The following is a 20,986-nucleotide window of genomic DNA, read 5'->3' on the forward strand; positions in this document are numbered from 1 at the left end:
GTTTTTAGGCGCAAAACCCGCCAAAATGCCCCGTGCGGCGGGGCACAGTCCTATTGTTACATTTTCTTGCTATGCGGCGTTGCAGCACTGAATTTGAGTCCCATATTGAAACTCGGCATGCTGCAACGCAGAATGGGCGAAAGGATCGGCCTAAATGTTCAGACAGGACGGGACCAATCAGCCGACTGAGGCACAAGCCACCAATGCCGGGATTCAGGGCGGGTAGAGGACAGGCTCATGTATTCAAATGTTCAGAAGACTTCGCTTAAACTTGGTTCCGAGATGGCGCAGGATGCGGCGGCGGTTCAGGACCGGACGTTTGATATCGTAACCCGGGCGCTGGACCAGTCGGGCGTCCAGTGGCACCTGCTGGCCCGATCGGCCCGGTTGCAGTCGGAAAAGATCGCCGAAACCCATTCGGAACGCACCCGGGATCTGATGCAGGGGTTTGCCGATGCAACCCAACGCCTTATGCGGTCGCACTCCATGGCGAAAGACTGGGCGAGCTACCTGAAGGACGCCTCGCAACGGGTGGTGCTGACCATGGACGCGCTGCGCGAACGCGGCGACGTGTTTCTGGAGCACGAGGCCGCGGGTTGCCCTCCGGTGCTGGCTTATGACTACGAGGTCATCGTTGATGGGAAGACCCTGAAACGCGCCTGCAATTACCAACTGCTGCGCATCCTGCCGCCAAAGGGCGTGACGGTGGATGGCAAAAAACGTCCCTATATCATCATCGATCCGCGGGCGGGACACGGCGGCGGGATTGGGGGCTTCAAACCCGACAGCCAGGTGGGCGTTGCCCTGTCCAAGGGGCATCCCGTTTATTTCGTCAGTTTCGGACGTGACCCGGTGCCCGGCCAAACCCTTGCCGATGTCATGCATGCCGAGGCTGGTTTTGTCCGCACCGTGCGGGCGCGCCACCCGAACAGCCCGCAGCCCGTGGTGACGGGAAACTGTCAGGGCGGGTGGGCGACCTTGCTGATGGCCGCCTGCAATCCGGACCTGACCGGGCCGTTGATCCTGAACGGCGCGCCGGTCGCACCTTGGTCTAGTGAGGTGGGTGAAAACCCGATGCGGTATAACGCTGGCGTTTTGGGGGGCACGTGGCAGCCGATGCTCTGGTCCGATCTGGGTGCGGGCAAGTTCGACGGCGCCAATCTGGTGATGAACTTCGAACAACTGAACCCCAGCCGGAACTATTTCGGCAAGTATTTCGACCTCTACCGCGATCCCGAAGCGGGCTGGAAACGCTTCATCGATTTCGAACGCTGGTGGGGTGGCTATTTCATTCTGAACGAGGCTGAAATCCACTGGATCGTCGAGCAGCTGTTTGTCGGCAACCGGCTGGTCAAGAACACAGCGCAGCTGGAACCCGGCGTGCCGGTGGACATCAAGGCCATCGAAGGCCCGATCTTTGTCTTTGCCAGCCAAGGCGACAACATCACCCCACCGCAGCAGGCGCTGAACTGGATTGCGGCAACCTATGCGGACGAAGAGGAAATCCGCCTGCGCGGGCAGCGGATCATCTACATGCTGCATGACGAGGTTGGCCATCTGGGCATCTTCGTCTCGTCCAAGGTGGCGCGGAAGGAACATACCGAGTTGGCCTCGACCCTAGAGACGGTCGAGGCGATGGCGCCGGGCCTCTACGAGATGGTGATCGAGAACATCGAAGGCGAAGGTCAGGACAAGCGGTTCGAGGTCCGGTTCCATGACCGTACCCTGGAAGATGTGGCCGCGCTTGATGATGGTCAGGAGGATGAGGCCAGCTTTGCCGCCGTGGCGCATATGTCCGAGGTGCAGGCCAACGTCTATGAAACCTTCGGGCGTCCGGTTGTGCGGTCCCTGTCCACACCGATGGGGGCGAAAGTCCTGCGTGACCTTCATCCGTTGCGCGTGCAGCGGGCTGCAATGTCGTCTGCGAACCCGGTTATGAAAGGTGTGGAGCATCTGGCCGACACCGTGCGCGAACAGCGCGACACCGCCGCGCCGGATAATCCGTTCCTTGAGCTTGAGAAACTGACCGCCGACTGGATCGAGCAGGTCATGGATCTGAACCGGGACCTGCGCGATGCGTGGTATGAGGCCACGTTCTTTACCCTCTGGGGCGGGCCTTTGGCGACGTGGTTCGGTAAGAAATACGCGGCACACCGCACTTTGCCCTATCCCGAATCCCTGCGTTCCTTGCCTCAGGTCGAAGCTGCGCTGGCGCATATGAAGCAGGGTGGGTTGGCTGAAGCGGTGATCCGTCTGCTGCTTCTGCTGGGTGTCAGCAATCAGAGCTTCCGGGCCGAGATTCTGCACCGCTGGGCGCATGTTTTTAGGAATGAGGCGCCCTTCAAGACTCTGACCGTCGACCAACGCCAGCGGATGTTGCGCGAACAGACCGTGATCGTGACTTTTGATGAACAAGGCGCGATGGACTCGTTGCCCGATCTGCTGCCGCGTGCCGCTGACAGAAAGCAGGCCGTCGATCTGATCAAGCGTATTCTGGGCGATATCCCGAACCCGTCGCCCGAACTTGTAGAGATGGCGCAGGCGCTGTACGAGACACTCGATCTTGCTGAGATTGAAAAGAAATCCGATGCCCCGGCCAAACCTGCCCCCAAATCCCGGGCGCGCAAGGCTGCTGCAGTGAACAAGGCCAAGCCGCAATGAAGATAGAAGAAAACCGCACTTACGCGCAGGTCGAGGTTGGGGACGAAGCACAGGTGACGCGCTTGTGCACAATTGATGACCTTTATGCTTTTGCCTCGGCCTCGGGCGACCACAACCCGTTGCATTTGGCCGCCTACGACGGTGATGGGGACGGCCGCCCCGAGGCGATTGCACCGGCCCTGTGGCCAGCCGGTCTGATCGCGGCTGTCCTGGGCAATATCCTGCCCGGCGCGGGAACGCAGACCCGTTGGGCGAACTTGTCCTTCCACCTTCCCGTGATTGCGGGCGACGAGGTCACCGCCTTTGTCACCGTGACTGAAAAGCGCGCGGATGGCGACTTGCTATGTGCCGCCGAAGTGCGCCGGGTTGGTGATAACGCGCTGGTCCTCAGCGGCGAGGTGCAGGTCACGCCGCCGGCCAAACATTTGGCCTTCGACTCGGTTGAGGTGCCCGGCCTGATCGTTCAGCGCCACCGTCACTTCGACGCGTTGATCGCAAAGGCCGAGCCGATGGACCCGATGCCTACAGCTGTCGTAGCGCCGGAAGAGCCGAACTCGTTGGGCGGTGCGTTGCTGGGCAAGGACAAGGGCATCATCACGCCGATCCTGTTGGGCGACCCGGACAAGATCGCCGCAGCGGCGGCGGAGCTGGGTGCTGATCTGTCGGGGATCGAAATCATTGAAGCCAACAGCCACGAGATCGCCGCCCATCGCTCAGTTGACCTTATTGTTGAAGGCAAAGCAGAGACCCTGATGAAGGGACATCTGCATACGGATGTGCTGCTGCACGCGGTTTTGCGCCGCGACAGAGGGCTGCGAACGGGGCGGCGCCTGTCACATGTGTTCGTGATGGACGTTCCGGGCATGTCGCGTCCGATCATGGTGACGGACGCGGCGGTCAACATCGCCCCCGATTTGGAAACCAAAGCCGATATCGTGCAAAACGCCATCCATCTGGCGCATTCCATCGGGATCGAAACGCCCAAGGTTGGCGTGTTGTCGGCAGTTGAAACGATCAACCCGCATATGCCTTCGTCCGTGGATGCGGCGTTGCTGTCGAAAATGGCCGAGCGCGGTCAGATCACCGGCGGTCTGGTCGATGGCCCCTTGGCGATGGACAACGCGGTGGACCTGAACGCGGCGCGCACCAAGGGCATCACCTCCGAGGTGGCCGGCGCGGCGGATATTCTGGTGGCTCCGAATATCGAGGCGGGCAACATGGTGGCGAAACAGCTGACCTATATCTCGCACGCCGAGGCAGCGGGGATCGTTGTCGGTGCCACCGTACCGATCATTCTGACATCGCGGGCGGATGATGACGCGTCGCGGCTGGCCTCTTGCGCGGTGGCGGCACTGCATGCGCAGGCGAATAAAGGTAAAATCCATGGCTGACTACGTTCTGGCGCTGAATGCCGGGTCTTCTTCTCTGAAATTTGGACTGTACGAACTGGTCGAAGGCAACCGCCCCAGCATGCGCTGGCATGGCCAGATCGAACGCTTGGGCGACGCACCGCGGTTGCTGGCGCAATCTGCCGGAGGGCGCTCGGTCAACCAGCCGCTGACCAATGCCAAGAGCCATGATGAGGCCATCCAGGCCTTTTTGGACATGGCGCAAGAGTATTTGCCGAGCATCAACATCCGCGCCATCGGCCATCGGGTCGTTCATGGTGGCACGGTGTATTCTGAGCCTGTTGTGATCGATGAAAAGGTCATGGATACGCTGTCCGGGTTCATCCCTTTTGCGCCGCTGCACCAACCCTACAGCCTGGCCGGTATCCGTGCCGCCAGCGCGGCATTTCCCGACACCGTTCAGGTCGCCTGTTTCGATACCGCGTTCCATCGGACGCACCCTTGGGTCAACGATACCTTCGCCCTGCCGCAAGGTTATTATGAAAAAGGCGTGCGTCGTTACGGCTTTCACGGTCTGAGCTACGACTATATCTCGCAGAAACTGAAAGAGATCGCCCCGGGGTTGTACGACGGTCGCGTGGTCATCGCGCATCTGGGCAACGGGGCCTCGATGTGTGCGGTATCGGGCGGCCGGGCCGTGGCTTCGACTATGGGCTTTTCCGCGCTGGACGGGTTGCCGATGGGAACCCGCAGCGGTCAGTTGGACCCCGGCGTCGTGCTTTACATGATGCAGCAGGAAGGCATGAGCGCGGACGAAATCGCCGAAATGCTCTATCGCAAGTCCGGCATGCTTGGCCTGTCGGGTATCTCGTCCGATATGCGTACCCTGTTGGCCGCTGACACGCCCGACGCACGCAAGGCCATAGACTACTATGTGTTCCGCATCCGCCGCGAACTGGGCGCGCTCTCCGCTGCGCTGGAAGGGATCGACGCGCTGGTCTTTACCGGGGGGGTCGGTGAGAACTCGGCCCAAATCCGTCAACTGGTGTGTGACGGGATGCGCTGGATTGGGATTGATATGGACCACAACCGAAATGCCGATGGCGGCACGGTGCTGTCGACCGATTTCAGCCGCGTTCGCATCCTGGCGATCCCCACGAACGAAGAGATGGTTATCGCCCGCGCCGCAGCACAGATTATGTAACCGCTATTGGTCCGGCTTGTTTTTTCGCCGCCGGGCGTATCGGACCAACGTCCCCAGGATCGCGCTGATGACATCGGGCGTCAGTGCGCCCAGCGGGTCGCGCCGGAGACCCGCTACGGTGCCGCGCACCTCGGACAGAGTGTCTGTGACCTCGGTTTCGATGTCCTGCAAGGCCATGTCGCGCAGCTCGACCGCTGCCGTTGTATCGGCCTGCGCGTTCTGCGTGTTGGCCAAAAGGGCAAGGATCAGCGCCAGCAGCAGATTGGCCCCGGCCATGATCAGCGCGGCGAGTGGTTTAGACAGGCTTGCCGACAGCCAGAAGAACCCGGCCACGTTCAGCATGATGACCGCCAGACCAACGGCCAGCCCGGCTGCGGCGTAGAAACCGGTGCGACGCGCCGCCACCGCGACATGGCGTTGTGCGATCAGCCGTTCGGCGCGCAGTACGATTGAAATATTGCGGGAAATGCGGCTCATGATCGGGCTCCTACCGGGACCGGCCTAGCAAATAGCCAAGCGTGAAAATACCAAGCGCAAACAGGATCGGCCGTTTGTGCGGCAGGTCTTCCAACTCGGTCAGGGCTTCTTCCAGCTGTCCGGACCAGTTGTCGAAGTTTTCGGCAATTCTGTCGGCAACCGAGTCATTTGGCTCTGGCTCGGAGGTCTGATTGCTGGCTGCGGATTGCTCGGCCAGTTGGCGGCGCAGATCGGCGACCTGGGCTTCAAGCTCGGCTTTCGTGACCATGGAACCGGTCCTCTTGCAATGGGTGCGCGTGGGTTGAGGCTAACACCCCAACCCCCGGCTTCAAGGACCATGTTAATGCGCTTTTCCGGTTTAGGAAAAGGGACTTATCTTTTTTCAGGAATAGTAGTCCGCAACCAGAAGGAAATCGGGTTCGGCATCTTCTTCGATGGTGGCGAAACGCGGGATCGGATCTTCGAACACGTTATCGGTACGGTCGTCATTGACGGTCGACACCTCTCCGATCAGGCAATCGCCCTTTTCAGCCCAAAACGCGTGCCAGATGCCGGGCATCAGGGTGACGCTTTCGCCCGGTTTCAGGCGCAGCAACTCGCCAGGTTTGATGGAGACCGGGCAGCCATCGCTGGGCACGACAACGGGGTTGTCACGGTCTATGCCACCTTCGGCGTCCGAGGCATAGATTTCCATCACCAGATCGCCGCCGCCCCGGTTGATGATATCCTCGGCCTTGATGATATGGCGGTGCATCGGCGACAGCTGTTTGTCGCGCGAGACCAGCAGCTTTTCCGCATAGAGCATTCCCCGGCCATTGTTCAAGTCGCCCACATCGCCGTTGCGCAGGGTGAACAGAAACAGGCCAAGCTCGTCAAAGCGGCCCTGCCCGTAATCGGTGATGTCCCAGCCCAGCCCGCGTTCGCGAATGCCAACGGCTTTTTCACTGCGCATCTGATCGGGGGACCAGTTCGCAAAGGGTGGCAGCACCGCACCGAACGAGCGGATAAAGGCCTCGGCCTCGGTCTTGATGGCGTTGATGTCGGATCGTTTCATGTCTGTCTCTTATGGGTCAAAGCTCGTGCGCCCAGGGCGGGTTGGCCCCGGCGCGGGATACGGTGACGGCAGCAACCTCGGCCCCTTTGGAAAGGGCTGCGCGCAATTGGTCAGGGGTCAGGGCGCGTAGGGCGGGTTTGCTCAGGTGGCCCGCGTCTTCGAGTTGGGCCAGAACGCCGGCGTTGAAGGTATCGCCTGCACCAACCGTATCGACCACCTCGACCGGTTGGACAGGAACCGAGGTCTCGGACCCATCCGCCAGATAGCCCGATGCGCCGTCGCTGCCGCGGGTGACGATGACAACGGCTGGCCCTGCCTGCAGCAGCAAAGGCACTTTCTCGGCGATGGTTTCGGGGCCGGGCACGATCCAGTCCAGATCCTCATCCGAGACCTTCACGATATCCGCCTGCGCGATCATCCGGTTTAGCCGGGTGCGATAGCGGGTCTGGTCCTTGATGAAATCCGGCCGGATATTCGGGTCGATCATCACTGCCCGATCCGCCCCATGCCGGTCCAGCAGCGCCGCATAGGCGTCGGCGCAGGGTTCACAGGCCAGGCTGATCCCGCCGAAATACAGGGCTGATACGGCGGGCAACTGGCTGGGCATATCCTCGGGCATCAACATCCGCCCGGCCGAGTTTTCATCCATGAAGCTGTAGGACGCGTGCCCGTCCTTCAGCCGCACAAAGGCCAGCGTTGTCGGGCGGTCCGAGCGGATCACATGGCTGCCGTCCACATGGCTGGCCTGTAGGGCGTCGGCCAATTGTTCCCCGAACATATCCGAAGACAGCCCCGTCAGCAGTCCGGCCGGAGCCCCCAGCCGCCCCAGCGCAACGGCCGTGTTGAAAATGGCGCCGCCTGAATGGGGAACAAACCCTTCTCCGCCCGAAACGGTCGGGGTGGGGATCATGTCGATCAGGGCTTCACCGCAGCATAGGATCATGCCGGGACCTTTCTGTTTCATGGGATCAAGCGCGTATTTTAGCGCGTCAGGGCACTTTTACAGAAATTGTTAGCGCCAACAATGCCAAATTCGTCCTGTTCCGACACATACAGGTTGAACGATCGCCGAAGATCGCTGAACCGACCGCCCGCGTTGAACGCATCGCGGAACGCGTCCTTGAACAGCCAGCGGTTCTTTTCGGCGACGCCGCCCACAAGAAAAACGCCGCCCGAGGGCATGAGCACAACCGCAAGATCGCCCATCACCGCGCCCAGATGGGTGGTAAACATATGCGCCGTTTTCACTGCAATCGGATCGGTTTGCGTGCGGGCGTCCTCCAGAATGTCCCGGGCGCTGCGTTGTGGCGTATCGGCCTGACCGGCGGCCATTCCGGCAGCCTGATACAGGATTGGCAGGCCGGTTCCGCTGAGGAACATTTCGGCCTCTAGCACCAGAGTGTCGTCAAAAAAGCAATCCGGGGCGATGTGGCGGGCGGCGCGGAAAATCTCGACCTCATCCACATGGCGGGGCGACAGGCCGACATGGCCGCCTTCACCCGATGCCGTGTGGTAGCGGCCATCGGAGTAGAGCAGGGCGCCGACGCCAAGCCCGGTGCCCGGTCCAACCACCAGCCTGGTGCCGGGGGGCGGGGTGGTTTCCCCCTGCAGAACCTCGACGTCGTTGCCGGTGACTTCGGCAACGGACCACGCGGCGGCAGTGAAATCGTTGATCACAAAAGTATGCTGCGCACCGGTGGCCTTGCTGATATCGGCCTCGGAAAGATCGAGATTTGCGTTTGTCAGGCGGATCGTCCCGTCCCTGACCGGGCCGGCCCCAGCGGCTACAACGGCGCGCGGATCGGTGCCGATCTCGTCGCGCAGGCTGTGAAACACCGCAAGCAAGTCAGACAGGGTGCCCGTCGGGTATTTGCGCAGATCGGCCAGCTTGCCGTTCGAAATCACACCCAGCCGCGTATTGGTCCCGCCAATATCTGCAACCAGATTCCAGTGTTCGTGCATGGCACCGGCGGGCTGTGCAAGGGGCAGAGACACCGTGCTTCCTCTCAATTTGGTTTCCAGAGCAGGCAGATCTTCAATCCCTGATGCGTGGATAAACAGGCCTTTCACCGGCACGCCCTGGTCCAGAGCCTCGTGCACGGCCTGCAGGTTCTGTTTGAACCGGGCGGGATCTTGCTGGCGTTCCGAGTTGCCGTTTTCGATGAAATAGAGGGGCAGGTCTTTGGTGAAGTCCTGCTGGATGCGGGTCAAGGCTGCGGCGTCGATTGGTCCGCGGGCATCGCAATGCAAACCGCACCAGTCAACCGGAGTACCGATGATGTCGAAATCGTCCTGCCAGCCCTCCGGCAGGTATGGCTCTAATTCTGCTACCGTGACTTCCGGGTAGGCGTTGTTGAATATGCCGCTTAACAGGTCAGCGGAACGAGAGTCGTTCTCGGCCCATTTCAGAGGGATTTCCACACCCAGATTGGTCATGCCCAGCCCGCGCATCGCCTCAATCGAGCGGCCATGGGCCAGTAGCATGTGATGCATCCTGCGTGTGGTGGTACGGACGTCGCGCAATTCCGGGGCACCGAGCCATGCAGGCGCGTCTATCGGGGCAACGCTGAACATGCGGTCACCAATGCGGCTCATGAGGGTTTCGGTATAGTCGGCAAACCAGCCCGCAACATCGCGGTTTCGCCAGCCGCCCAGATCGTCCAGCGCCAGGGGAAGATCGGTGCCACAGAGCGTTACACAAGGGCGAAGACCATACTCAAGCAAGGCATCGGCAAGACGGTCGTAGTCGTCCAGCCCGGCCTGATTCACCGATCCCCTGCCTTCGGGCAGAACATGCGCCCAACTGGTCGAAAAGCGATAGCAGTCGAACCCGGCCTTTTGCACCGGGCCAAGGTTCAGCGGTTCAGAATCGTGGTGACCGCCAGAGGTCGAAAAGCCAAAGAGGAAGTCCTTGGGAAAATCAGCGCGGATGTCTTGCATGATCAGTACCTGTTGGGGCGGGACCGGTAGGGGTGCCACCTATCAGTTTGGCCTCCGGCATTCCAGTTGGTGCGGGGTTGTGACGCCTTAAAGCGCTGTGCTGGGTCTTATGGGCTCGGCGATATCAAAAATTGATAGCGCTAACAACATCTGAATCCTGACCGCTTGTCAGGCAAGGCGGGTCGCGTAGTGAGCCTTTAAGCGCAGCTGAACCCTTGTCTTGACAAGTGAGGTTGCCCTGTTTCAACCTAATTGAAACGTTTCAAAAAGGATTAGACCGGTAAATGCGAATTGCGGCGCAGCTTTATACCGTTCGGCAGGTTGGGGATCTGGCATCCCAGCTTGAACTGATCGGCGCCTGCGGGTTCGAGGACATCGAAACGATCGGGTTCCATGATCTGGCCCCCCGGGATATGGCGCAGCAGGTGGAGCGATCAGGTCTGACTGTGCGCTCGGCGCATTTCGACTGGCCCGAGTTTGAAACGCGGTTCGACGAAATCGTGGAGCTGTTGCGCCTTTTGCAATGCCCCGTGGCCGTAATGCCATGGCTGGAGCCCGAGGAACGGCCCGCCGCACCCAGGGAATGGGCGGCGATGGCGGATCGGCTGGCAGGCTGGGCGACGCAGCTTGCAGCACAGGGTGTTCGCGTGGCCTATCACAATCATGATTTCGATCTGGTGGGCTGTGCCGGCGAAACGCCTCTGGACCAGATCCTGTCACACGAAAACCTGTATTGGCAGCCCGATATCGGGTGGTTGCAGGTTTCGCAGCAGGACCCGGTAAAGCTGCTGCAGCGCTATGCGGACCGGATCGTTTCGGTTCATGCCAAGGATGCAGACCCGTCGGCAGGCCACGGGGACGAGCGCTGGCGCAATCTGGGTCAGGGCGTGGTGGACTGGCCCCGCGTGCTGCGCATTCTGGCAAACAGCCCGTGCAGTGATCTGTTCGTTGAACATGACGAAACGCCCAACCACGCCGAGACCTTGTGGACAGGGCGAACATTCCTGATGCGCCAGCTTGCGGTCGAGGTCGGGTAATGGCGCGCGCGACGATCAAGTCCATCGCGAAAGAGACCGGTTATTCCGTCGGCACCGTCTCGAACGCATTGCGCGGGGCGGCGTCAGTCAAAGAAAAGACCCGGCAAGAGATTCAGGCCGCTGCCACCCGGCTTGGCTATCGCGTCAACATGGACGGGTTGAAGCTGCGCACAAATAAATCTTACCGCATCGCGGTTCTGGTCAGCGTGTCACCGGACGCGGCAGAGGAATGGGAGGGGGTAGAGTTCACTCGCATTCTGGCCGGGATCTCTGCGGCGCTGCAGGGCTCGCGGTATGAAATGAGCGTGTTCAACGTGGCAGATATCCCGGATGCCATGGCGACATTGGCGCGGATCGTTCAGGATGGGCTGGCCGATGGCGTCATATTCTCGGGCACGCTGCACGGTGACCCGCGCATCGTGTATCTGCAACAAAATGCGTTCCCCTTTGTGACCATGGGAATGAGTGACAGCGAAACGCCCCATGCCTTTGTTGATTTCGACAGTCAGGCCGCCGCCTTCGACGCTACTGCGCGGCTGGTACGGCTGGGCCACCGGCGCATTGCCTTGGTCAACCCTCCGACCGAGTTGATTTATGCGCGCCAGCGTCAAACCGGGTACGAACAGGCCTTGGCCAATGCCCAGATCGCGCCGGACCCGGCCTTGATCTTCAACGGCCCGACTACGGCGCGCACCGGGCAGCACAGCTTTGACGCACTGATGCGGCTGCCGGATCGCCCCACGGCCTGTATCTGTGCGAATGAGGCGATGACACTCGGCGTGCTATCCGCCGCCCATGCCGCAGGCTTCCAGGTTGGTCGCGATTTGGTGGTGATTTCGACCGATGACCTGCAGCTGAGTCGTTATTTCGTGCCGCCGCCCAGCACCTATTACGTGCCGATCGAAGAGACCAGCCGCCTGCTGGGCGAATACATGTTGAAAGCTCTGGACGGGGCAGACCCGTCCGAGACCCAGAAAAAGATCAGGGCCACGCTTATCGAGCGCCAACCTGACACCCCCGCGCCGCAAACGGCGTCCATCAAATAAACCAACAGAGGAGTACTTGAAGATGTTCAAAAACCTACTGGCCGCAGCTGCCCTGACCGCGATAGCCGCCCCGGCGGTCTTTGCCGCCGATCTGGAAGGGCGAGTGCTGAAGATCGGAACCGACGCCACCTATCCGCCGATGGAAACGGTCGATGAGGCGACCGGTGAGATCGTGGGCTTTGACGTGGATGTGATGAATGCGATCTGCGAAAAGGTGAACTGCGTTCCGAACTTTGTGAACACAGCCTGGGACGGCATCTTTGCCGCGCTTCAGCAGGGAGAGTTCGATCTGGTGATCTCGGGCGTTTCGATCACGCCGGAACGCGAAGAGACAATGGATTTCTCGGAACCTTATATCGTGGTTAGTCAGGCCATCTTGCTGCAGGTCGACAATGGCGACATGACATTGGATGACTTCAAGGCCGGTGGTAAGAAACTGGCGGCGCAGACCGGTACCACCAACGCGCAGCTGGCCGAAGAACTGGTCGGGCGTGAGAATGTCAGCCTCTACGACAACTTCTCGGCCGCGATTCTGGCGTTGCAGAACGCTGATGTGCAGGGCGTTATCATCGACGGCACTTCGGCGGCCGCCTACGAGCAGGAGTTCGCGGGTGAGCTGACCGTGGGGATCACCGGGCTGCAATCCGACCCGCTGGGGATTGTCTTCCAGGAAGGTGACGCAACCGTGGATGCCATCAACGAGGGGCTGGCGGCGATCAAGGCCGACGGCACCCTGGACGCGTTGATCGGCAAATACTGGAGCACCGAGTAACCCGGTCCTTCCCGTAACGGCCCGGCGCCACCGGTGGCCGGGCCGCATATCAGCAGAGAGGTCCCATGTCGCGCCTAAGCTCGATCCGTCCGAGCAACCTTGTGTTGCTCGCCGCTGCTCCGTTCATCATCTACCTGTTCGCCACCTCGTCGAAATACCTGCGCTCGCTGATTGCGATTCTGGGGATCGGCAATAACGCAGGGCCCATCTTTGTCGGGTTTCTGATTATTCTGGCGGTGGCCATCCTTGGATACCTCTGCGCCCGCAATGCGCGGTTTCAGACGGCTCCGGGGTGGTTGCGCATCTCGGCGCTGACGGCGTTACCCGCGGCGGTGGCCTTGGCGGTTCTTGGGTTCATTGCGCCACAGGTGCTGTTGCCCTTTGCCGAGTCCGTCTTCTTTCACGCGCTCAGCGAGAACACATCGACCCTGATCGACCGGTCCTCGCAGACCTGGGTGCTGTTCCCCGAGGTGGTCGAGGCCGTTCAAACCGGCTTGCAGATCGTGCTGGTGATATACGCACTTGTCGTAGCCGCCATCCTTCTGTCTTCCCGCCTGCACAATGGGTCGCGCAGCTATGTTCAGTTGGGGTTTGAAATCCTGACCGGTGCGGTGCTGTTCTACCTGATGTTCATGGCACATTGGCAGTTTGCCACTGGCGTGGCGATCACGTTCCGCGCGGCCATCTTCGCTTATATCTTTGCGGCCATTCTGGGCTTGATCTGGGTTGGGCTGCAATCATTCAAACCCAAAGCGCGCACGACCGTCACTTATGGTTGCATCAGCCTGGCCTTGCTGGCCATTTCAGCGTTCTTCTTCATGCAGCCCCAAGTGAAATACGAACTTGTCGGCACGTTGGACGCCCGCATCGCCATCGTGCGGGGCACCCCGCAAGCGCAGGCGGACATGATCCGTTTTGGTGAGTTTCAGGAGGAGGGAGAAAGCCAGCAATACCGCATCCGCAGCGCGCCCGATGCAGCCACTGCGGTGGAACAGATCGAAACCATAGACAGTGTCTCGGCTGCCTTTGTTCCAGTCGGAACGAACAACAAGGGCTATCCAGTGATCTGGCAAACCAGTTTCCTGCCGGACAAATACCGCAATCCGGCACTGGCCTTTGCCGTCTTTGGCTTTCTGCTGCTGACGCTGACCGTTGGCGGCGCCCAGCACAAGCTGCATCCGCTGGCCGTAGGCGCCGAGTTCTTTGTCGACACGATCCGCGGTATTCCGATGCTGGTGATCATTCTCTATATCGGCCTGCCGCTGGCGGGGGCGGTCAAGGATGCCACCGGCGGCGGTATCGACATGACCAACATGACGCGCGGGATCATCGCGATTTCCGTAGGATACTCTGCCTATATGGCCGAGATTTTCCGATCCGGCATCGAAGCCATCCCCAGAGGGCAGATCGAGGCAGGCGGCTCGCTCGGCCTGTCGCGCTGGCAGACCGCGCGGCTGATCATCCTGCCGCAGGCGCTGCGGATCGTGACACCGCCTTTGGGCAACGAATTCATTGCGATGATCAAGGATACTTCGCTGCTGTCGATCCTGTCGGTGCGCGACATGACCCAGCGGATGCGCGAATTCCAGGCGGCAAGCTTCCTGCCTTTTGCTCCGTTTAACACTGCGGCGATCCTCTATGTCGTGATCACGCTGGGCTGTGCCAGCTTCCTGAAATGGATCGAACGCCGCACGGCAAGGGAAGACCGATGAGCAAGCTGGAACTGGGGGTTTGCTATTACCCCGAACAATGGGATCGGTCGCTGTGGCGCGAGGATGCCAAACGGATGGTCGAGATGGGCCTCGATTGGGTGCGCATTGCCGAATTCACCTGGGGCCTGATTGAACCCGAGCGTGGGCAATTCCAGTGGGACTGGCTGGACGAGGTGATAGACATTCTGGGGAGTGCCGGGCTGCGGGTGATGATGTCCACGCCGACAGCCGCACCGCCGAAATGGCTGATCGATGAGCATCCCGAAATCCTGCCGGTTGGCCCGGATGGGCGCGTCAGGGGGTTTGGGTCCCGCCGGCACTATTGTTTTTCCAGCGAGGTTTATCTGGCCGAGTCCCGCCGGATAGCCACCGAATACGCGCGCCGCTATGGTGAGAACCCGCAGGTTCACGCCTGGCAGATCGACAATGAGTATAATGATCACGACACGGTGCTCAGCTACTCGGACGCGGCGCGCGACGGGTTCCGGCGCTGGTTGGAGCAGCGTTACAGCAACATCGACAACCTGAACCGGACGTGGGGCACCGTGTTCTGGTCATCTGCTTATTCCAGCTTTGACCAGATTGAACTGCCCAACGGGCTGGTGGCCAGTCCCAACCCGACCCACGCGCTGGATTTTGCGCGCTATTCCTCGGACCGGGTACGGCTGTTCAACAAGGCGCAGGTGGATATTTTGCGGCAGTATTCTCCGGGTCGGGATATCACCCACAACTTCATGGCCGGCAGTTTCGAGTTTGACCACCACGCCGTGGCGGCCGATTTGGATGTCGTCGGGTTTGACAGCTATCCGCTGGGCAACCTTCTGGGATCGACCCTGTCTGATGAGGACAAACTCCGATACCTGCGCACGGGCGCGCCGGACTATCAGGGGTTTCACTGTGATCTCTATCGGTCGCAGGGCAGGGGCCGGATGTGGGTGCTGGAACAGCAACCCGGCCCGGTGGACTGGGCAGAAAAGAACCCATCCCCTGCGGACGGCATGGTCCGGCTGTGGACATGGGCCGCCTATGCGCACGGGGCGCAGGCGGTGATGTTTTTCCGCTGGCGTCAGGCCAAGTTCGCGCAAGAGCAGTTTCACACCGCCCTGTTGCGCTCGGACGGCAGCCCGGATCAGGCCGCGTTGGAACTGGCGCAGGTAGTTCAGGAGCGGGCGGCATTGCCTCCGGCCGCGCGCCAGCGGGCATCAGTGGCGATCCTGCTGGATTACACGTCTATCTGGGCTGCAAATATCCTGCCCCATGACGATGCGTTCCCGAATGCGCAAATCTTCCGTGAATGGTATGCCGGGCTGCGGTCCCTTGGTGTCGATCTGGATTTTGTCGGGCCAGAGGATGACCTGACCGGCTATGAGCTGATCGTATTACCGCAAAGCATGATCGTGTCGCCGGAACTTGCGAAACGATTGCGGGGCAGTCAGGCAAGGCTGCTGATCGGGGCCCGCGCGGGCAGCAAGACCGCCGATATGCACACGCCCCAAAACCTCGCCCCCGGAGAGTTGGCCGATCTGGCCGGTGTCCGGGTGTTGAGGGTCGAATCACTGCCCGATCTGGCCCGGGAATCGGTGCGGTTGCAGGATGGAACCCAGCACGAATTCACCGGTTGGCGCGAAATCATCGAGACCAAACATTCGGTAACAGCCCGTTTTTCAAGCGCTTACCGCAACGGCAGCCCGGCGATTGTGCAGTCGGATCGGGCGATGTACCTGGCGATGATTCCGCGCGGGCCATTGTTGCAGGCCGTTCTGGCACAGGTCTTGAACTGGGCAGACATCCCAGTAACGGAAAACAACCGGGATGTGCGCATCACACGCCGAGGAGAGCTGTTCTTCGCCTTCAATTTCAGCGCGGCCACGCAGGTTCTGCCTGATCGCGAAGAACGTCACTATCTGTTTGGTACTTCAGAAATCCCGTCCTATGGTGTCTCAGTCTGGGTGGAACCGTGACCTGTTCACGGTTCTGACGGACGTGATCGCAAACTGGACCTATGAAAACTGATAACTGTCACTTTTGGACTGACAGCGCTGCGGCAAAGGTCTAGCCTGCACTGACAAAACAAAAAGACTACAAAGTCCAACAACGGGAGAAACGAAAATGGCTGAACGGAAAACGCTTTCCAGACGCTCTGTCCTGAAAGGCGCGGGTGCTGCTGCGCTGGCGGCACCGCTTTATAGCAAAAGCGCGCTGGCGTCCTCGGGTGAGATCAACATTCTGATGTGGTCGGATTACCTGCCGCCCAGCTTCATTCAGGAGTTTGAGACTCTGACCGGGATCAAGGTGAACTACACCGGTATCGGGTCGAACGAAGAAATCATCAACAAGATGAAGGCGACCAAGGGTCAGGGCTTTGACATCGTGTCGCCGACCAACAACCGCTCGCTGCAATGGGAGCCGCTGGAGCTGTTGCAACCCTTCGACATGAACAAGGTTCCGATCGATCTGGTGAACCCGGCGATGGCCGCAATCGGCACGGATGCGTGGAACTTCGGTGACAGCGGCGTGCACTGGCTGCCGCATATCTGGGGCACCGAGGGTATCGCCTATCGCACCGACCTGTGGCTGCCGGAAGGCGACGCGCCGTCTTATGGCGATGTCTGGTCCGAAGAAAACGCCGGCAAGACCATGGGCCGCGCGCATTCGATGATGCTGGGCGCAGGCCTTTACATGGAACGCGCCGGTGAGATGGAGCCGGGCTCGGTCTGGGCCGCGTATGGCGACGAGGAAACCATGCGCAAGGTCTGGGGTCAGATCACCGACTGGTGTATCGCGCGTAAGAACCGGATCAAGCTGATCTGGAACGATGCCGACACCCAAAAGAACGGTCTGCTGAACGAAGGCGTTGTGGTCGGTCAAACCTGGGATGGTCCGCCGCTGGCGCTGAAATCGGCGGGTGAGCCGGTGCATTATCAAGCCCCGATCGAAGGTGCGATGGCCTGGGTTGACGGTATGGCGATGCCGACAGGCGCGGCCAATATCGACCAAGTTTATGCCTTCATCGACTTCGCCTTCCAGGCGAAACCGGCCGGTGTTGCGATTGACAGCCACGGCTACAACTCGCCGGTTCTGGGCGCCGACCAGTATTCGGGCGACACCTACAAGAAGAACTTTGCCGAGGCCTATCCGGGTGACTCGCTGGCGAACCTCAACCCATGGCCGGCCGAAGCGCCGTGGTATGCGGAAACCCGCACCGAGTTTGTCAACAAGTTCAAAAGCGCCTGATTGCTTTGAAACGCTGCCCTCCGCCATTGCGCGGGGGGCTATCCATTCGCGCGCCGTTTCGGCGTGACGGACCCTATTTTGGTGCGGTCAGCAACCGCACCTGACGGAGATACCAAAAATGAGTGCAGGGGTCGGTGTAGATCTTGAAAATCTGTGGATCCGTTTCGGTGACTTTGTCGCCGTGCGGGACGCCAATGTGAATATCAACGGAGGCGATTTCTTTTCGTTCCTTGGCCCCTCGGGCTGCGGCAAGACAACGATCCTGCGTGCGGTCTCGGGCTTTCTAGACCCAAGCGAGGGCCGGGTTCTGATCGGCGGCAACGACATGCAAGGCATCGGCCCGAACAAGCGTCCGACGGCTTTGATCTTTCAGAACCTGGCGTTGTTCCCGCTGATGAAAGTGTGGGAGAACATCACGTTCTCGTTGGAGATCAAAGGTGCCAGCGCCAAGGAACGCCGCAAGCGCGCCGACGAATTGCTGGACATGATCGCGCTGCCGGGACAGGGCGATAAGCTGCCCAGTGAGCTTTCGGGTGGTCAACGTCAGCGTGTAGCCATTGCGCGTGCTTTGTGCGCCGAGCCGGATGTGCTGTTGCTGGACGAGCCGCTGTCGGCACTCGACCTCAAGCTGCGTCAACACATGCGGACGGAACTGCGGGAAATTCAGCAGCGGGTCGGCATCACCTTCATCTACATCACCCACGATCAGGGCGAGGCCCTGACCATGTCGGACAACATCGCCGTCATGCGGGCCGGGGTGATTGATCAGATCGCGGATGGCAAGACGATTTATAACGACCCCAACACCGCCTTTGCGGCCTCATTTGTAGGCGAAAACAACGTGTTCCGTGGAAAGATCAAGCAGGTCATGGGCAGTGAGGCGCTGATCGAGACCAACCGCTCGGGGGATCTGGTCGCGCGGATTTCGACGGCCAATCAGGGCACGATGAAAGTGGGCGACGACGCCATGATGTTCATCCGCCCCGAAGCCCTGGCTATCGCACCCGACGGCGCCACCGGTGATCACTTCGTCACCGCGCGGGTGAACCATGAAGAATTCGAAGGAAATGTCTTCAACATCTTCACCGAAGGTGAGGGCGGCAAAGAGATCAAGGTGTCGATCCCGAACCACGGTCAGTCCTTTAAGGATCACACCGGACAGAACATCACGCTGGAATATGAAACCCAGAACGCGGTTCTGGTTCCGGCGGGTGAACTGGCCGCGGAATAGGGGGAAGACCACATGCCCCGCTTTCTGAAGGACTTCTTCAACCGCAACGGCACCGGCATGGGGCTGGCGATATTGGGTCTGGTCCTGTTCTGGACCATCGGCCTGATCATCCTGCCGCAGCTGTCGATGCTCGATTTCTCATTCCGTCCGAACCTGCCGCCACCAGAGATCGGCGGACCAAAAGACGTTTATACGCTGGAGAACTACAAATATCTGATCTACGGCCCCGAAGGCGGCAGTCAGAACTATAACGCAGTCGATCTGCGCGTTTTTTTCCGCACGCTTCTTGCGGCCGTGTGTGTGACGATCTTCAACCTGATCATCTGCTATCCAATTGCCTATTATCTGGGTCAGTCCAAGGGCAACCATATTCGCATCTTCGCGATCATGCTGATCATCCCCTACTGGATCAACGAAATCCTGCGGGCCTTTGCGTTGCGGATCATCTTCGGCGAGACCGGCGTGCTGAACACCCTGTTCATGGGTTTGGGCATCTGGGACACACCGTTTGACTTCATTCGCAATGACATCGCGCTCTATGCCGGTCTGGGGTACGCCTACATCCTGTTGATGATCTTCCCGATGTACAATGTGATTGAAAGTCTGGACGGAAACCAGATCGAAGCTGCACGGGATTTGGGTGCGCCATGGTGGCGTATTCACTGGCGGGTAGTAATCCCCTACGCCAAACCCGGCATCAGCTCGGGCTGTACCATGGTCTTCATGCTGTCTGCAGGTGCGCTGGCTGCACCGCAGATTCTGGGTGGGCCGTCCAGCTTGTGGTTCACGCAGCTGATCTATCAGCAATTCAACGACAATAATGACTGGCCGCAGGGGGCCGCCTACGCCATCGTGCTGCTGGTGACCTGTATCCTGTTCGTGCTGGCAATGATGCGCCTGTTCAAGGTGAACATGGGGGATATCGGGAAATGAACAATTCCTTCCTCCGTATAAGCATCTGGGTCTATCTGGCGATTTTCTTCCTGTACCTGCTGGGCCCGCTGGTGATCATGTCGGTCACGGCGTTCAACTCTTCGGCTTTCCCGAGAATGACGCCGTGGGAATGCCTGACCTTCCAGTGGTTCGGCGAACTGTTCCAGGATCAGCGTATCCTGAACGGTATCAAGAACTCGTTGATCATCGGGGCCGGGACGGTTGTTCTGTCAGTGGCGATGGGTCTGGCGGGCGCTCTGATGCTGACGCAGATCTGGCCCAAGCTGCGGGCGACCTACTACACGGTCATCATCGCGCCGATCCTGATCCCGGGCGTGGTTCTGGGTATCTCGACGCTGGTGTTCTGGGACCGGATCAACCGGATGCTGGGACTGGGTGCGGACAGTTTTCTGTCCAACGGCATCTTCCTGACGGTGATCGGCCAATCCACCTTTATCGCCAGCTATTGCATGCTGGTGTTGGTGGCGCGGCTGCAGCGCTATGACGTGGCGCTGACCGAGGCCGCACTGGACCTCGGCGCGACCCACGCGCAGGCGTTTCGTAAAATCCTGCTGCCCTTCATGCGTCCGGCGATTGCCTCGGCGGCGGTGCTGGCGTTCCTCGCTTCGTTCGAGAACTACAACACCACCACCTTCACCTTTGGTGAATACCCGACGCTGACCATCGAACTGGCGCAAAAGGTGCGCTACGGCATCACGCCGTCGATTTCCGCTCTGGCCTTCATCATCGTGGCGTTGACCGTGTTCTTTGCCTTGCTGAACGAGGCCAAGCTGAAACGGCAGGAGCTGGTTGCCGCCGCGCGCAAGAATGCCACGGTCGAGGAGTTGGCGGGCAAGATCAAACTGCCCAGCTTCTTCTCCGGCAATATGGCAGCGGTTCTTGTGGTTGTATTCGCAGTGGCCACCATCACCGTGATCGGCACCGCGACGGCTTACAACCCGGCGCAATGTATCGCCGACGTGCGTGAGCAAAAGCAACTGGAAGCCCAGCAGCGTATCGAGGAGTTGCGTAAGCAGCGCGAAGAACAGCGCAGACTGCGTGAAGAGGAACGCAAACAGCGCTTCGAAGGCGTGTTTGAGCCCGGTGATCTACAACCCGGATCAACCGAGGAGGAAGCAGAGCCAGACACCGGCACCAATAACTCTGGTTTTGGCAACGTGTTTGCACCGAATACCTTGGGCGGTGACAGCGATGAGGGCGAAGCGGAACCCGAAACGCCGCCTGCCAGCAATGGCGGCTTCGGTGGGGCTTTTGATCCCAACAGCCTGCAAAGCGATGACTAGGTGTCACGCCTGACAGAAACCCACGCGCCCGG

General features: G+C 60.1%; 17 protein-coding genes. 12 read left to right on the plus strand and 5 right to left on the minus strand.

The annotated features are described in order from the left end of the window. Positions 1-237 precede the first annotated feature (237 nt). Genes GOX63_RS14025 through GOX63_RS14035 form a run of 3 tightly spaced genes read left to right on the plus strand, consistent with a single transcriptional unit; the run spans position 238 to position 5,214 of the window. The gene (locus tag GOX63_RS14025) at positions 238-2,661 is read left to right on the plus strand and encodes a DUF3141 domain-containing protein (protein WP_170546078.1); all 2,424 of its coding nucleotides are present in this window, start codon (positions 238-240) and stop codon (positions 2,659-2,661) included. Further along, a complete protein-coding gene (locus tag GOX63_RS14030) occupies positions 2,658-4,052 on the plus strand; it encodes a bifunctional enoyl-CoA hydratase/phosphate acetyltransferase (protein WP_170326567.1) in 1,395 nt (464 codons plus the stop codon). The genes GOX63_RS14025 and GOX63_RS14030 overlap by 4 nt, the downstream gene beginning before the upstream one ends. After that, positions 4,045-5,214: an acetate/propionate family kinase gene (locus GOX63_RS14035; RefSeq protein ID WP_170326566.1), complete on the plus strand. Its 1,170-nt coding sequence runs from the start codon at positions 4,045-4,047 to the stop codon at positions 5,212-5,214. Before GOX63_RS14030 ends, GOX63_RS14035 begins: the two co-directional genes overlap by 8 nt. A 3-nt stretch (positions 5,215-5,217) precedes the next feature. On the opposite strand, the gene GOX63_RS14040 is transcribed toward GOX63_RS14035, so the two are convergent. From GOX63_RS14040 to GOX63_RS14060, 5 genes are all read right to left on the minus strand, one after another. Continuing rightward, entirely contained in the window at positions 5,218-5,691 is a 474-nt protein-coding gene (locus GOX63_RS14040; RefSeq protein WP_170546080.1) for a hypothetical protein, read from the minus strand. Between the two features lie 10 nt (positions 5,692-5,701). Continuing rightward, on the minus strand, positions 5,702-5,959 hold the full coding sequence (locus tag GOX63_RS14045) for a hypothetical protein (protein ID WP_170546082.1): 258 nt from the start codon (positions 5,957-5,959) through the stop codon (positions 5,702-5,704). 114 nt (positions 5,960-6,073) lie between these two features. Next, positions 6,074-6,745, minus strand: a complete 672-nt coding sequence (locus GOX63_RS14050; RefSeq protein ID WP_170546085.1) for a D-lyxose/D-mannose family sugar isomerase — start codon at positions 6,743-6,745, stop codon at positions 6,074-6,076. Between the two features lie 16 nt (positions 6,746-6,761). Beyond that, positions 6,762-7,688, minus strand: coding sequence for a carbohydrate kinase family protein (locus GOX63_RS14055; RefSeq protein ID WP_170546219.1), 927 nt, complete (start codon positions 7,686-7,688; stop codon positions 6,762-6,764). 38 nt (positions 7,689-7,726) lie between these two features. Beyond that, positions 7,727-9,685, minus strand: a complete 1,959-nt coding sequence (locus tag GOX63_RS14060) for a family 1 glycosylhydrolase (RefSeq protein WP_170546088.1) — start codon at positions 9,683-9,685, stop codon at positions 7,727-7,729. Between the two features lie 284 nt (positions 9,686-9,969). Between GOX63_RS14060 and GOX63_RS14065 the strand changes: the two genes are divergently transcribed. From GOX63_RS14065 to GOX63_RS14105, 9 genes are all read left to right on the plus strand, one after another. After that, the gene (locus GOX63_RS14065; protein WP_170546091.1) at positions 9,970-10,722 is read left to right on the plus strand and encodes a sugar phosphate isomerase/epimerase family protein; all 753 of its coding nucleotides are present in this window, start codon (positions 9,970-9,972) and stop codon (positions 10,720-10,722) included. Then, positions 10,722-11,768, plus strand: coding sequence for a LacI family DNA-binding transcriptional regulator (locus tag GOX63_RS14070; RefSeq protein ID WP_170326559.1), 1,047 nt, complete (start codon positions 10,722-10,724; stop codon positions 11,766-11,768). The genes GOX63_RS14065 and GOX63_RS14070 overlap by 1 nt, the downstream gene beginning before the upstream one ends. Before the next feature lie 22 nt (positions 11,769-11,790). Beyond that, complete coding sequence (locus tag GOX63_RS14075) at positions 11,791-12,540, plus strand: basic amino acid ABC transporter substrate-binding protein (RefSeq protein ID WP_170326558.1); 750 nt, start codon at positions 11,791-11,793, stop codon at positions 12,538-12,540. Between the two features lie 65 nt (positions 12,541-12,605). Then, a complete protein-coding gene (locus tag GOX63_RS14080) occupies positions 12,606-14,252 on the plus strand; it encodes an amino acid ABC transporter permease (protein ID WP_170326557.1) in 1,647 nt (548 codons plus the stop codon). Continuing rightward, entirely contained in the window at positions 14,249-16,213 is a 1,965-nt protein-coding gene (locus tag GOX63_RS14085) for a beta-galactosidase (RefSeq protein ID WP_170546093.1), read from the plus strand. The genes GOX63_RS14080 and GOX63_RS14085 overlap by 4 nt, the downstream gene beginning before the upstream one ends. Positions 16,214-16,361: 148 nt before the next feature. Then, positions 16,362-17,486 (plus strand): extracellular solute-binding protein, encoded by a 1,125-nt coding sequence (locus GOX63_RS14090; protein ID WP_170326555.1) that lies wholly within the window; start codon positions 16,362-16,364, stop codon positions 17,484-17,486. Positions 17,487-17,604: 118 nt separating this feature from the next. Further along, on the plus strand, positions 17,605-18,717 hold the full coding sequence (locus tag GOX63_RS14095) for an ABC transporter ATP-binding protein (RefSeq protein ID WP_170326554.1): 1,113 nt from the start codon (positions 17,605-17,607) through the stop codon (positions 18,715-18,717). 12 nt (positions 18,718-18,729) lie between these two features. Next, positions 18,730-19,650: an ABC transporter permease gene (locus tag GOX63_RS14100; RefSeq protein ID WP_170326553.1), complete on the plus strand. Its 921-nt coding sequence runs from the start codon at positions 18,730-18,732 to the stop codon at positions 19,648-19,650. Continuing rightward, positions 19,647-20,954 (plus strand): ABC transporter permease, encoded by a 1,308-nt coding sequence (locus GOX63_RS14105; RefSeq protein ID WP_170326552.1) that lies wholly within the window; start codon positions 19,647-19,649, stop codon positions 20,952-20,954. The genes GOX63_RS14100 and GOX63_RS14105 overlap by 4 nt, the downstream gene beginning before the upstream one ends. The last annotated feature ends 32 nt before the right edge of the window (positions 20,955-20,986 follow it).

Source organism: Ruegeria arenilitoris (assembly GCF_013031355.1).
In the GTDB taxonomy this organism is placed as follows: Bacteria; Pseudomonadota; Alphaproteobacteria; order Rhodobacterales; family Rhodobacteraceae; genus Ruegeria; species Ruegeria arenilitoris_C.